This is a genomic window from Phocaeicola faecalis (assembly GCF_021730445.1).
In the GTDB taxonomy this organism is placed as follows: Bacteria; Bacteroidota; Bacteroidia; order Bacteroidales; family Bacteroidaceae; genus Phocaeicola; species Phocaeicola faecalis.
In genome coordinates this window covers 362,397-376,880 of sequence record NZ_JADNRM010000001.1, presented here as the reverse complement: position 1 = coordinate 376,880, position 14,484 = coordinate 362,397, and the positions used below count along the sequence as shown (strand labels likewise).

The window sequence follows — 14,484 nt, the reverse complement described above, 5'->3', positions numbered from 1 at the left end:
TATTATAACGATGAAAAAGATATATAATTACCTGATAGGAGCATTGGTTGCCACCGGCATGTTGTGCTCTTGTAGTAACTTTGATGATCTGAATACCAACCCGGATTCACCTACTACGGTAACTCCTGAGATGTTGGCTACCAAGTTAATTCTTGGTACAACAAAGCCTTCTACTTCCAAAGCTTTTTTCAATAGTAATTTTTTGATGAAGCAATTGGCATGGGGAGAAGGTTCGGTGGATTACCAGTATAATAAAATGGGGCGTTCCGGTTTCGGAGGATATACAAGTTTGGTCAATGGAGTGAAGATGGTCGAACTTGCCGACGATAATAACCCTAACGCGTTTCAGGCATTGAATAAATTTGTGAAAGCATTTACCGTTTTCTATATTTCAATAGAGATGGGCGATGTGCCTTATAGTGATGCCTTGCAGGGAGAAACAGGTAATATCACACCTAAGTATGATTCTCAGAAAGACGTAATGCTTCAGATTCTAGACGATTTGGAAGAAGCATATACTTTGTTTGGACAAGCTAAGAAATTTGATGGTGATCCGGTGTTTGGAGGTGATGTCAACAAATGGCAGAAAACAGTGGCTTCATTCGAACTGAAAGTCTTGATGAACCTCTCACGAGTAGCGGATGATGCAGATTTAAAGGTAAAAGAAAGATTTGCCACCATTGTTTCGAATAAGAAATTGATGGAGTCGAATGACGATAACTACCAATTGGTTTTCTCTGAAAAGAAAGGCCAGCGTTATCCTATGTACAAGGATGACTTCAACTATAATATGTATCCTATGTTGTCGACCACGATTGTGGATGTGATGAAGCAAAATCAAGATTACCGTTTGTTTTATATTGCCGAACCGTCTGATGCTAAGGTGAAAGCGGGAATAGATGCAAGCAGTTGGGATGCCTATATAGGAGTAAATCCTTCATTGCCTTTCCATGAGATTTCGGAAATGTATAGCTCCGATAATTTCTGTAATCTGAACCTTCGTTATAAAAATAATGCAGCCGGCGAGCCTTTCATTACAGTGGGATATGCCGATCAATGCTTTATTTTGGCTGAAGCTGCGGTACGTGGATGGATTTCGGGCTCGGCAGATACCTATTATAAGAAAGGTATAGAAGCAAGTATGCGTTTTATAGCAGATCATACGCCTGAAAATTATGCTCACGGACGTGTGCTTACTGATGAAGTGATAGCAGATTTTTTGCAAAATCCTGCTATACAGTTGACAAACGGAGAGGCTGATGGGCTTGAAATGATTCTTACCCAACGCTATCTTGCCTGGTTCCTTCACTCTCCTTGGAATAGTTATTATGAATATCGCCGTACCGGTTATCCCAAGCTTCCCATAAATCCGGAAACATCATTGAATGAGGTGAAAACCGAACTTCCTCAACGTTGGATGTACCCCGAAAGTGAGTCACAATATAATAAAGCCAATCTGCAGGAAGCTTTGGAACGCCAGTTCAATGGCTCTGATGACCGCAACAAGAAGATGTGGATACTTCAATAATAATATAAATATATGAAAAAACACTCTATTCTACTTGGCACATTATTATGCCTTTCCCAATTAATTTCGGCGCAAGTTTATCCCTTGCGCCCGAAATTGAGTGATGAACGTTCGTTTTCCATGATATTGGTTCCCGATCCTCAGAGCTATGTGAAGTTCGATGCCAATCAACCTCTCTTTGAGTTGCAGACAGCATGGATTGCCAATAGCTTGAAGTCGTTGAACATCAAAGGAGTGCTTTGCACCGGTGACTTGGTGGAGCAAAATGAAATCCGTATCCCCGACGGAGTGAACGGAAATCAGACGAGTGAAGAACAGTGGAAGGCGGCTTCACGTGCCTTTGAGCGTTTGGACGGTAAAGTTCCTTATGTGATTTGTACAGGCAATCATGACTATGGTTATGAGAAAGCGGAAAACCGTTTGTGTCATTTCCCCGATTACTTTCCGTCCGAGCGTAATGCCTGTTGGCGCGAATCTTTGGTGTCTGTAGGACATAACTATCAAGGAATACCGACCTTGGAAAATGCTGCTTATGAATTTGAAACGGACACATGGGGAAAGTTGCTGGTCGTTTCACTGGAGTTTGCGCCACGTGATGAAGCAATAGAGTGGGCCCGCCAACTGACCGAGAAGCCCCAATATAAAAATCATAAAGTTATTTTGCTTACCCATTCTTATATGTCGCCTGAGGCGGTGCGTCATGTCAAGGAAGATTATAAGGTCTCTCCGGCTAATTATGGACAAGCTATTTGGGACAAACTGGTTTATCCTTCTCAGAATATCTGTATGGTGATATGTGGTCACGAATGTGAGATTGTGGACTATGAAGGACAGGTGTCTTTCCGCACGGACAGGAATAAATTGGGGAAACAGATTCCCCAGATGATGTTTAATGCCCAGACTGCCGATGGACAATGGCATGGCAACGGAGGCGATTGCTGGTTGCGGCTGATGGAATTCCTGCCGGATGGGAAAACGATTTCGGTGCGCACTTTCTCACCCTTGTTTGCCTTGTCGCCTGCTACTTTCGATAAGGCGTGGCGGACGGCCCCCTATGACCAATTCAAGATAACTATTGAGTAAACATTAAAATAAAAACCATGAAAAAACTATTTCTAACCTTATGCTTGCTGCTGGGACTTGTATGTGCCGGCAATGCCCAGACATTGAAGTTCAATGCCAATGGGAAGTTCAAAATCGTGCAGTTCACAGATGTACACTACATCTATAATGATCCTCGTTCTGAGGTCTCTATCGAACGGATTAATGAAGTGCTTGATGCAGAAAAACCTGATTTGGTGATTTTTACGGGTGATGTGATTTATGGAAAGCCTGCCGAAGAAGGAATGCGTACGGTATTGAATTTGGTTTCCAAACGTGAGATTCCCTTTGCGGTTACGTTTGGTAATCATGATAATGAACAAGGTTTGACTCGTGAAGAGCTGTTTAAAATCATTCAAAGTATTCCTCACAATCTGACTGCTACAACCGAAGGTATTTCGGGAGTGACCAATTTTATCCTTCCTTTAAAATCGTCAGACGGAAGTAAGGATGCTGAGATTCTTTATGTATTTGATTCGCATTCTTACTCACAGATAAAGGGGATAGGCGGATATGATTATATAGACTTCGACCAAATTCAGTGGTATCGTGAAAACAGCCGGAAATATACAAAAGCAAATGGTGGCAATCCTGTTCCGTCATTGGCTTTCTTCCATATTGCTTTGCCCGAATACAACCAGGCTGCATCGGATGAAACAGCCGTGTTGTTTGGTGTTCGTAAAGAAAGAGCCTGCGCACCTCGTCTCAATTCAGGCCTTTTCACGGCAATGAAGGAGATGGGTGATGTGGAAGGAGTTTTTGTGGGACACGACCATGATGATGATTATGCCGTGATGTGGCATGGTGTATTGTTGGCATACGGACGTTATACGGGTGGTGATACCGTATATAATAATTTGCCTAATGGTGCACGTGTCATTGAATTGACAGAAGGAGAAAAAGGCTTCCGTTCGTGGATTCGTCTGAAAGATAATCATATCGAACAGGAGGTGAAATTCCCGGAAAGTTTCTTGAAACCGAGAAAATGATATTATCATGTGTAATTGTTCCATGATATTTACCGCTTCTTTGTAGAAAGGTAACTATCGGTAAAACAGAATGGATAGGCTCGTGATTGGGCTTGTTCATTCTGTTTTTGTTTTTATAAACAGGGTGGTGTTTCTCGATGCGGATAGCGTTCCACACGACAAAGGATAGGAATATAAAAAAGAAAACCGATTGCCTCCTTAACAATTTTCTTCTAAATTTGTTATCCTTATAGGACACATATTAACTGATAACAATGAAAGTAGGTTTATTTATTCCCTGTTATATTAATGCGGTTTATCCGCAGGTGGGGGTAGCTTCGTATAAACTCCTGAAAAGTTTGGGGGTAGACGTGGATTATCCGCTAAATCAGACTTGCTGCGGCCAGCCAATGGCAAATGCCGGCTTTGAGGGCGAGTCTGTGGAAATGGCTCGCCATTTTGACGAAAAGTTTAAAGATTATGATTACATAGTAGGCCCATCGGCCAGTTGTGTAGTCTTTGTGCGCGATAATTACGGACGTTTGTTGAAGGCGGAAAAACATCATTGCGCCAGTGAAGAGAAGATATATGATTTGTGCGAGTTTATCCACGATGTCATAAAACCCACTTCACTGCAAGCTAAGTTTCCACATAAAGTTTCTCTTCAAAACAGTTGCCACGGAGTGCGTTTAATGGGACTTTCTTCACCGAGTGAACTCAATATCCCTTACTTTAATAAACTGCGCGACTTACTTTCGCTGGTAGAAGGCATAGAGATTATGGAGCCCGAGCGCCCCGATGAATGTTGTGGTTTCGGTGGAATGTTCTCTGTGGAGGAGACAGCTGTATCTGTCCAGATGGGGCATGACAAGGTGCACCGTCATATGGCAACAGGTGCCGAATATATTGTGGGGGCCGACAGTTCCTGCCTGATGCATCAGAATGGAATCATTGACCGAGAGAAACTTCCGATAAAGACATTACATATTGTTGAAATATTAGCAGCAGGATTATGAGTACGAAACATGCAAAAGCAGCAGCCCGGTTTCTGGAAAATAAGGAGCAGGCTGCGTGGTATGACGAAACCCTTTGGTTGGTAAGGGCTAAGCGTGACAAACAGAGCAAGGAGGTGCCCGAGTGGGAGGAATTGCGCGAAATGGCATGTGAAACCAAGCTATATAGCAACAGTCATTTAGATGAATTGCTGGTAGAGTTTGAAACGAATGCCCGTGCCAATGGCGCTCATGTATATTGGGCGAAGGATGCCGACGAATATTGTAATATTGTATACAATATTTTGCACCAACACGGTGTGAAGCATTTTATAAAAAGCAAATCGATGCTGGCAGAGGAATGTGAGTTAAATCCGTTTCTTGAGCGTAAAGGCATTGAAGTGGTGGAAAGTGATTTGGGTGAGCGTATCTTGCAGCTGATGCATCTCAAGCCAAGCCATATCGTGCTGCCGGCCATTCACATAAAGCGTGAGCAGGTGGGGGAATTGTTTGAGAAAGAATTGGGAACAGAGAAGGGAAATTCTGATCCTACTTATCTGACCCATGCCGCTCGTAAGAATCTGCGTGAAAAGTTTCTTCATGCTGAAGCTGCCATGACCGGAGCCAACTTTGTGGTAGCTTCTACCGGTGAGATAGTCGTTTGCACCAATGAAGGAAATGCTGATATGGGGGTATCGCAACCTAAGTTGCAGATAGCCGCTTTTGGCATGGAGAAGATTGTGCCTGACCGCGAATCGCTTGCGGTGTTTACACGTCTGTTGGCGCGTTCGGCCACCGGACAGCCTGTCACCACCTATACTTCTCATTTCCGCAAACCGCGTGAAGGAGGGGAATTCCATATTATTATAGTAGATAATGGCCGTAGTAAAATATTGGCTGATCAGAAGCATATAAAGACATTGAATTGTATTCGTTGCGGTGCCTGCATGAATACTTGTCCGGTGTATCGCCGCAGTGGTGGTTATTCTTATACTTATTTTATTCCGGGTCCTATTGGCATTAATCTAGGTATGCTGAAGGCTCCATTGCATTATTATGATAACGTATCGGCTTGTTCGCTTTGTTATTCTTGTTCGGATGTTTGCCCCGTAAAGGTGGATTTGGCAGAACAGATATATCTGTGGCGTCAGGATTTGGATAAGTTGGGTAAAGCGGATACCATGAAAAAGATGATGTCCGGTGGCATGGAGTTTGCAATGAACCGTCCTTGGGCTTTCAATACGGCAATGGATTTGGCTCCGGCCGGTGGCGAAATGCTTAGAATGATGGGGGTGACTTGGGGAAAGGGACGTGACTTGCCTAAATTCGCCAAGGAGAATTTTAACGAGATGTGGAAGAAAGGTAAAGTAAAATAGAATATTATGAGTAGTAGAGAAGATATATTGCAGAGCATCCGTCGTGCTACACATGTGAAATATGAGAAGCCTGATTTGAAGCCATTGGAAGAGCATGCATTGACTTATCCTAATGTGGTAGAGCAGTTTTATTTTATAATGAAACAGGTGGGGGGAGAGGCTGTTTTTTTAGAGGAAGGACAGGATATAAACGAACTGATTAGGAAGTCTTATCCCGATGCCAAACGTATTGCTTCCAATCTGGATGGTATTACATGTGCTACTTTCAATCCTGATAATATGGAAGACCCTGCCGAACTGAACGGCACGGATTTGGCGATTGTGGACGGAAAGATTGGGGTGGCGGAGAATGGTGCCGTTTGGATAGAACAGGATGTCAAGCAACGTGCTGTTTATTTCATTGCTGAGAAGCTGGTGATTCTGCTTGATAAAGGGAGAATTGTGAATAATATGCACGAAGCATATAAGTGCATACATACCGGAGAATATGGTTTTGGCACTTATATATCCGGTCCGTCGAAGACCGCTGATATTGAGCAGGCACTGGTCATGGGAGCTCACGGTGCACGAGATGTGATGGTGATAATCAAATAAGATTGGATACTGTGGGGAAAGAGTATGGAATAAAGGAAGAGGTGCACCGAAAGTTTGCTTGAAAAGCCGATAACTTCAGGTGCACCTCTTTTATGGGTAAATAGATTCTTCAGCTTTTAGAAGATTCTTCCACTCAAACGGAATTTAAGTACCGGATATACAGTCAGTTTGTCGATAATATCCGAGAATTCATTGTCTGCCACTGCATTAATGGCGGTGAGATCGGCATTGTCTGCATAAACTTTAGGAGTACCGTGGAACTGTACGCCCAATTCGAACATGAAGCCGATGCGCTTTTTGGGTACTGCACGACCAAATCCAAGACCCAAATAAGGACGGAATGAATTTACTTTTAATCCTCCGTTTACATTTCCGTTCTTGTCTACAGGGATAAAATAATCACCGATTTCGATACCTGCTTCTTTACCTTCAGTGACCAGTTGTTGAAGTTCATCGCTGTGTCCTTCTATCTTTATGAATTTTGCACCGCCAAAGTAAGCACCGCCGCATACAAAGAAGCTGGAAGATTTAAACGGATAGACATTGAGCAGTAAGGCTCCTGTCGTACGTGCCAAGCTACCTTCCACATTGATGGGGGCGTAGACTTGCTCGGTGACTGAGTTAAGTACACTGACATCGACATCGTCGCTGTAGCTGAATCCGGGCATGATGTTCACCTCTCCCCGCAGGGCAAAATGGTTTCCTATCGGGCTTGCTACATCGATGTTGATACCCGTAGTACCTACACCTAAGCCTATAGCAATAGAATTGAATACCCCTTGTTCTTTTTTAGTTTCCTTACTTTCCTGAGCTACTGTCTGCATGCTTTCTGCACCGATGAATAGTAGAAAGCAGAATAATAATAGTTTTTTCATTTTGTGCTATTTAGTGGTTATTAATAAAAAATGTTTTTAGCTCTGCAAAAATAGACAAAAAAAGGAACATATAGAACTTGTTTTGAAAAATAATGCTAATTCTTATTGTTTTATCAGGGCTTAGTTTAGATATACTTTTTTGAAATACTCTTCAAATAAAGCTTTGGCTGTATCCAACTGTTGGGGAGTATTCTCTTTTACCCCCTTGAGCAGGTACTCTTTCCCCATAGCTTCATATTTATGTACCCCTAGAGTGTGATAGGGCAATATCTCGACTCTTTGAATCATTCGGTAATCTTTAAGATGGTTGCCCAATGCACGGATATCTTCCTCGAAAGCACTGTATCCGGGTACCAGTACATAGCGTAGCCAAAATGGTTTTCCACTCTGTTCCAGCCATTGAGCGGTGCGTAGAGTCTGCTCGTTGCTGCGTTCTGTCAGCTGCAAATGGCGGGTATGATTGAATTCTTTTATATCCAGCAATACCAAATCTGTCAATTTCAGCAGTTCTTCCACATCTTCGTTCCAAATGCTTCCGTTAGTATCCACGCAAATGTGAATGCCTTGCTCCTTTAATTGCCTGAAGAGGGGAATCAGTGCTTTTGCCTGCAAGGTCGGTTCGCCACCGCTAAAGGTGATTCCGCCTTTTTTCCCGAAGAATGCTTTTTGACTGACAGCCATACGGACAATTTTGTCTGCCGGTGTTTCAGTACTTTCACCTTTTACATCTATGGTATCGGGATTGGCACAATACAGGCAACGGAAGTTGCATCCTTGCAGGAAAACGACTAAACGCAAACCGGGGCCGTCAAATGTGCCCATTGACTCATAGGAATGTACTCTAATCATAATGGTTTGTCTTTAAGCTTATAGGGGCAGGTTTAAAGCCCGCCCCTAGGATAAATGTATTATAATATGGATGTTACATTCTCTCGTGGAAAGAACGGCTGATAACTTCCAACTGGTGTTCACGGCTCAGTTTGATAAAATTGACAGCATAGCCTGACACACGGATGGTAAGTTGCGGATACTTTTCGGGATGCTCCATTGCATCTTCCAGCATTTCGCGGTTCAGAACGTTTACATTCAGGTGATGTGCACCTTTGGTGAAATAACCGTCCATCATGGTCACCAGGTTCTCAATGCGGGTTTCCATATCTACCCCGAGTGACTTCGGAACGATAGAGAATGTGTTGCTGATACCATCTTGAGCATCGCGGTAGCGGAGTTTTGCTACAGAGCTCAGAGAGGCAATGGCACCATTCTTGTCACGTCCGTGCATGGGGTTGGCACCCGGAGCGAAGGCAACACCTTTGGCACGTCCGTCGGGAGTGGCGCCGGTTTTCTTGCCATACATCACATTGGACGTGATAGTCAACAATGACAAGGTAGGACGGGCGTTCTTGTACACCGGATGTTTCTTCAATTCTTCACTGAAGAAGTAAACCAAGTCTACGCCTAAGTGGTCTACGCGGTCGTCATCGTTACCGAAGCACGGGAATTCACCTTCAATCTCAAAACCTTCGGTCAGACCGATATCATTGCGTTTGGCATGTACACGGCCGTACTTGATGGCCGACAGTGAGTCGATGGCAATAGACAAACCGGCTACACCGTATGCCAGATTAATGCGCGGGTCGGTATCGATAAACGCCATTTGAGCTTTCTCGTAGTAATACTTGTCATGCATATAATGGATGATGTTCATGGCATCATTATACACACGTGCAACTTGCATCAATACTTTCTTGTAGTTAGACCATACTTCTTCAAAGTTCAGCAAATCTCCTGTCAGGACAGGAATGTCTTTTACCATGACTGTACCGGTGTTCTCACAACGTCCTCCGTTGATGGCCAGCAACAGTGCCTTGGCTAAGTTGCAACGCGCACCGAAGAATTGAATCTGCTTGCCGATAGCTTGGTAAGACACACAGCAGGCGATACCATAATCATCACAATTGCGGACTTCGCGCATCAGTGTATCGTTCTCATACTGGATGGAAGAAGTATCAATGGAAACCTGTGCACAGAATTCTTTGAATCCTTCCGGCAATTCGGGACTCCACAGAACGGTCATGTTAGGTTCGGGAGAAGGGCCGAGATTATATAATGTCTGTAAGAAACGGAAAGAAGTCTTGGTAACTTTAGTACGTCCGTCATTGAAACGTCCACCGATGGATTCGGTCACCCATGTCGGGTCTCCGGCAAAGATATCATTATATGATTGCATACGCAAATGACGCACCATGCGCAGTTTGATGACGAATTGGTCAATCAGTTCCTGTGCATAAGTCTCGTCGATATTGCCTTTGTCAAGATCATATTGAATGTAGATATCGAGGAATGAGGATACGTTACCCAATGACATAGCTGCGCCATCTTGCTCTTTTACAGCAGCCAGATACGCCATATATACCCACTGGACAGCTTCTTGTGCGTTTGTTGCGGGACGGCTCAAATCCAGTCCGTAATATTCTCCCATTATTTTGATTTCCTTCAGCGCTTTGATTTGCTCTGCCACTTCTTCGCGCAGGCGGATACGGGCGTCAGTCATCGGACTGCCGATATTGTGCAGGTCTTCTTGCTTGGCTTCAATCAGGCGGTCAATGCCATAAAGAGCCAAACGGCGATAGTCACCGATGATACGTCCACGTGCGTAGTTGTCAGGCAGCCCGGTCAAGAAGCCGAGTGAACGGAACGAACGGATTTCTTCAGTATATGCATCGAATACACCGTCGTTGTGAGTCTTGCGGTAATGATAGAAGATATCTTTCACCTTCTCATCTACTTCCACACCGTTTTCACGACAGGCCTTCTCTACTACTTTGATACCACCGAAGGGTTTGATGGCACGGCGCAGCAGTTCATCAGTTTGAAGTCCGACAATCAGTTCATTTTCACGGTCTATATATCCTGCTTTATGAGAAGTGATGGTAGAAACTGTCACATTGTCAAGAGAACGGACACCATTGTTGGCACGCTCTTCTTCCAATGCTTTAAGACACTCGTTCCACACTTTCTTTGTTCTCTCTGTAGGGCCAGCCAAAAATGAGGCATCGCCCTCGTAAGGGGTAATGTTGGTATGTACGAAGTCCGAAACGTTGATTTCCTTACTCCACAATCCATCCTTAAAAACTTTGTTCATTTCCATACTGTTATATCCATTAAAAGATTTAGGGCTGCAAAGGTAGTACTTTTTTGTGAAGTAAACATCACTATTAATAGGTATAATGCATGAACTTGTGGATTTTTAAGTATGAAGTGATGTATTTTTAGTATCTTTGCCATATTAAAATAATAAATCATGAATAAGTTCATTGTATTTTTGTTGTGTGCATTGTCTTTTTGCAGTTGTAACGAAGAGGAAGATTCCATCTATTATCCGTTAGATAATGTTGATATAATTAAAGGTGGTAGCGAAGAACCTACCGGCAATGCGATGCTGATTGCGGAGAGTCATAATTTAGAATCGTATGTGCTGGATACACTTGCCATGTATCCTTATGACAAGACAATTGGTAAACTGACCTTTAAGTTCGACCCGAAGAATACCGTATCGGATGTTACCGTAGATGGTTTTAGGGGAAAAGGCAACTCGGAGATGGGAATGAGTAATTCTTATTATGATGGTAATTTTCCCGAAGAATATCACCGTCCTATCTTTACGGATGGTAGTCAGGATAAGAAGTACAGGGTAAGATTCAGATTGAAAGGCGAGTTTAGGTATTACACGGAGCATTGGTATACAGACTATATTTATATGATGCTTTCCACGTCTTTTCTTCCTTATCCTCCTGCTGTTTCGGATGACGTGTTTTTGTGTAAAAGTAATGAGGCTTTTGCTGATTTGAATACAGCCGAGCGTTTGTATACCTTTGATGTGCAATACGATCGTTGGAATTTGTCCTTCAGCGAATTGTATTTCAATATCTTTGTGAATCTTATCGGACAGAAGGAGTCGGAGAAAGTTTCTTTGCGCATCGACAAGGAGTCATTCTTCGAGATATACGAGGTTAATTGAGCCTTGAAGAGTAAGCATCCGGAACGGAAGCCGTGTCAGTGGATTTTCCATGTGAATGACTTTGCTTGTTTTACCCCAAAGAAAGTTGATAAAAAGTTGCTTTCACGCATTGCGCCTATTAGAAAGCTTTGTTCATCGGTATTTTGGTGTGAAGGCCGCTTTCACACAGGGGCTCTATGAATATGTTTATGCATCCTTTTCTTCTTTTGTTTATGAAAGTAAAATGTATATTAACCACGGCCGTGGTTAACTCTAACCACCACTGTGACTAACTTTAACCACCACCGTGGTTAAGTCTGCTCACGGTGGTGGTTAAGCAATCGCAATAAGTTGTCTCACGCTGTACATTTGCTCTATAAGGATAATCATTACTTAGATGATTGACGAGGACTGGTTCGTTTTGCGGCAAAACGAGAGCGAATATGGGCTAATTTCTCAGATATGCGGGTGTCAATCGTTGTCCCATCCTGTTCGATTTTAACTTCGGTAAAAAAATGAAGCTAACTAGTTTTTATTAACTAATTAGCTTCTTTAGTAGCGGAACCGGGACTCGAACCCGAGTTTCAGCCGTGAGAGGGCCGCGTCCTAGGCCACTAGACGATACCGCCATTTTTTCAGACCTATTATCTTTTTCTTTAAGACGGTGCAAATTTAGAAGATTGTTTTGAAACTACAAAATAAAAATAGCTTTTTTTGTTTCTGATTCTTTAAATGAGTCTTAACTACTCCATTTTGGAGCAGTTTAAACGGAGCAATTCGAAAATTCTGTGGGTGATAAGCGTGAACCATGAGTTGCAATGTTGGTACCAAATCAAGTGGTCGCCTGATATACTTAATTATAATGCCTTAAAGGAGAAAAGAAAACGTCCACCAAACAATGTTTAGTGGACGTTTTTCTGCGGAAGCTGGGGGATTCGAACCCCCGGTACGGTTACCCGTACGTCAGTTTAGCAAACTGGTGGTTTCAGCCACTCACCCAAACTTCCTTCCTTTTCAGAGGCGTTATCTCTCAAACGCGGTGCAAAGATAAGCGGATAAATCGAGATGTGCAAACCTTTTGCGCTTTTTTTTAGATATATTTTTCCGTGAGTATAATAAAGCATTGATAGTGAGCATTTAACATTTGGAATTATTTTTTCTCCCAAAACTCTAAACATTGCATGGCTACCTTTATAGGGGCATGATGCTTCTTGATGTAGCGTACACTATCTGCAGATAATTGTGCTATTTGTTTTTTATTTTCTAATAAATGCTCTAGTTTCTCATATATATCATTATTCTCAGGGCGAACATTGATGATAGGTCGAAGCTCCGGTTCTCCTAAAAGTTTATAGTGTTCTTCTTCAGCGCCGCTTACCACTACGATACCTTTGCTCATGGCTGTCAATGCACTATGGCCGGGAGAATAAGAGTATAATTGGTCGAGCATAACATCACAACCATCCATTAGATTGTCGTATTCTTCATGAAGTGTGGAAGTGGTTTTGACGATTTCGCATTCAGAAGAGTATTTATATTGCAGCCGGTATAAGGCACTGTAGAGTTTGTCTTTTCCCTTTAGCTCTTCATGGTGGTGAACCATTGTGATATAGAATTTAATCTTATCTAAGTTTTCGGTCGGAGATTGCGGGTGAAGAACCGGCTGGATGGGGTAGGGAATATAAATGGTTTTATTGAGAAACTCCTCTTTATAGGAAATATACGATTCATACATACCGGTAATGATTCCGTTGCAATTATTTGCAATGATACGGTTCAACTTACCTTTGTAGCCATGCATCCAATTCAGAATATTCATTCTGTTGTCAATTGTATCACGGTATTTTCCGTTTACATAATACTCTGAATAACGCATGGAGGCATTGCTTAGGCTGTTGACTGTCCAATAATAGTCATTTCCAAATCCGCCTAAAAAAATCTTTTTATTATATTTTTTGAGGTATTGGTATATATATAAAAGTAATTCTGCTTTTAGTTCAAGAAAATATGGGTTGATAAGTTGAACCACATCGTAACCTCTGAGTTGGGGAAGTATTTTGAGTAAATTGAATGTGTATTTGAATATTCCCCCTTGAGTGGGATTATTCATTATTGAAAGATAATCGGTCGTGCTAGGCCATAGGTTATCGTTCGACAATACATTTACGTTGTGGCCCAAGTCTCTTAAGGCTTGTGCCAGCGTCCAATGTACAGTATAGTATTCTCCTATTAATAATATCTTCATACAGCCGTCATTTTTATCAGTTTGTGTATATTATCCGGTGGCTTATCTTATTCAATCGCTTCTTTTATAAACAAAAGTATAAGACTTTTAGTTCTTGTAAAATGAAAAGATTGCTTATGTTATTCGCCTTTTGTGGAAATAGTTCATATCTTTACGGCGGATACGAGTGACTATTAACGGTTTTATGATAAAAAAATAATAAAATGAAGAAGATTTTTGTGGTAATATTGACCATGATGGGGCTAATGACCTCATGTAATCAAACTGGGACAAAATCTGTAAGCGGTATCGTTTGTGATGCCACCATGAATGGAGTGGCTGTGGTTACGGCAGATAATGATACCGTTTTTGTAAGTACGTTGGATGCGAAAGATGCCGGTTATACGGGAGAAAGCTTTGCTTTGAATGATACGTTGATTGTTGATTATAAGGTGATGGATGGTATTAACGTAGCAGAAAGTTGGCAGGTAAAACCTGTTGTTGCAGATTTGATGGTTGGTGCATGGACTAAGCCTATTAATGGTATGGATGGAGAAGATGGCTTTTTGTTGGGTGCAGATGGAAAAGCCGCCTCAATTAATTCTGCGACACTAGTGTATAAGAGTTGGAAACGTGAAGGAGATAAAGTGATTATGGGTATCGAAAGTATAGGTAATGGTCAGACGATTGCTTCTACTGATACGATGAGTGTTTTGAAACTTAATAAAGATTCATTGATTTTGGATAATGGGGGAATGATAATGCGTTACCACAGAGTTCAGGAATAATTTATAGTCATTGTATTCCGATGGAATTCCCGGGTGCG

General features: G+C 42.3%; 12 protein-coding genes and 2 tRNA genes. 8 read left to right on the top strand and 6 right to left on the bottom strand.

The window, feature by feature from the left end:
- Window positions 1-10 precede the first annotated feature (10 nt).
- The 6 genes from IR173_RS01620 (at window position 11) to IR173_RS01595 (ending at window position 6,559) form a co-directional block, all read left to right on the top strand.
- Complete coding sequence (locus tag IR173_RS01620; RefSeq protein WP_237037946.1) at window positions 11-1,528, top strand: SusD/RagB family nutrient-binding outer membrane lipoprotein; 1,518 nt, start codon at window positions 11-13, stop codon at window positions 1,526-1,528.
- Window positions 1,529-1,540: 12 nt separating this feature from the next.
- Window positions 1,541-2,611 carry a metallophosphoesterase gene (locus IR173_RS01615; protein WP_237037945.1) on the top strand — a complete coding sequence of 357 codons (1,071 nt, stop codon included), beginning with the start codon at window positions 1,541-1,543 and terminating at the stop codon, window positions 2,609-2,611.
- 17 nt (window positions 2,612-2,628) lie between these two features.
- Window positions 2,629-3,618 (top strand): metallophosphoesterase family protein, encoded by a 990-nt coding sequence (locus IR173_RS01610; RefSeq protein WP_237037944.1) that lies wholly within the window; start codon window positions 2,629-2,631, stop codon window positions 3,616-3,618.
- A 254-nt stretch (window positions 3,619-3,872) separates the two neighbouring features.
- Window positions 3,873-4,613, top strand: coding sequence for a (Fe-S)-binding protein (locus IR173_RS01605; protein WP_237037943.1), 741 nt, complete (start codon window positions 3,873-3,875; stop codon window positions 4,611-4,613).
- A complete protein-coding gene (locus IR173_RS01600; RefSeq protein ID WP_237037942.1) occupies window positions 4,610-5,965 on the top strand; it encodes a lactate utilization protein B in 1,356 nt (451 codons plus the stop codon). Before IR173_RS01605 ends, IR173_RS01600 begins: the two co-directional genes overlap by 4 nt.
- 6 nt (window positions 5,966-5,971) lie before the next feature.
- Entirely contained in the window at window positions 5,972-6,559 is a 588-nt protein-coding gene (locus tag IR173_RS01595; RefSeq protein ID WP_237037941.1) for a LutC/YkgG family protein, read from the top strand.
- 116 nt (window positions 6,560-6,675) lie between these two features.
- Here the strand turns inward: IR173_RS01595 and IR173_RS01590 are convergent, their stop codons facing one another.
- The 3 genes from IR173_RS01590 to pflB form a co-directional block, all read right to left on the bottom strand.
- On the bottom strand, window positions 6,676-7,434 hold the full coding sequence (locus tag IR173_RS01590) for a hypothetical protein (RefSeq protein WP_237037940.1): 759 nt from the start codon (window positions 7,432-7,434) through the stop codon (window positions 6,676-6,678).
- A 120-nt stretch (window positions 7,435-7,554) separates the two neighbouring features.
- Entirely contained in the window at window positions 7,555-8,283 is a 729-nt protein-coding gene (pflA, locus tag IR173_RS01585; protein ID WP_237037939.1) for a pyruvate formate-lyase-activating protein, read from the bottom strand.
- 73 nt (window positions 8,284-8,356) lie between these two features.
- Window positions 8,357-10,585 carry a formate C-acetyltransferase gene (gene pflB / locus IR173_RS01580; RefSeq protein ID WP_237037938.1) on the bottom strand — a complete coding sequence of 743 codons (2,229 nt, stop codon included), beginning with the start codon at window positions 10,583-10,585 and terminating at the stop codon, window positions 8,357-8,359.
- 153 nt (window positions 10,586-10,738) lie between these two features.
- On the opposite strand from pflB, the gene IR173_RS01575 reads away from it, so the two are divergent.
- Window positions 10,739-11,455: a DUF3845 domain-containing protein gene (locus tag IR173_RS01575; RefSeq protein ID WP_237037937.1), complete on the top strand. Its 717-nt coding sequence runs from the start codon at window positions 10,739-10,741 to the stop codon at window positions 11,453-11,455.
- Between the two features lie 535 nt (window positions 11,456-11,990).
- Here the strand turns inward: IR173_RS01575 and IR173_RS01570 are convergent.
- From IR173_RS01570 to IR173_RS01560, 3 genes are all read right to left on the bottom strand, one after another.
- Window positions 11,991-12,063: transfer RNA gene (locus IR173_RS01570), tRNA-Glu, on the bottom strand.
- 291 nt (window positions 12,064-12,354) lie between these two features.
- Window positions 12,355-12,441, bottom strand: a tRNA-Ser gene (locus IR173_RS01565).
- 143 nt (window positions 12,442-12,584) lie between these two features.
- Entirely contained in the window at window positions 12,585-13,679 is a 1,095-nt protein-coding gene (locus IR173_RS01560; RefSeq protein WP_237037936.1) for a glycosyltransferase family protein, read from the bottom strand.
- Window positions 13,680-13,897: 218 nt separating this feature from the next.
- Between IR173_RS01560 and IR173_RS01555 the strand changes: the two genes are divergently transcribed.
- Window positions 13,898-14,446, top strand: a complete 549-nt coding sequence (locus tag IR173_RS01555; RefSeq protein ID WP_237037935.1) for a lipocalin-like domain-containing protein — start codon at window positions 13,898-13,900, stop codon at window positions 14,444-14,446.
- The last annotated feature ends 38 nt before the right edge of the window (window positions 14,447-14,484 follow it).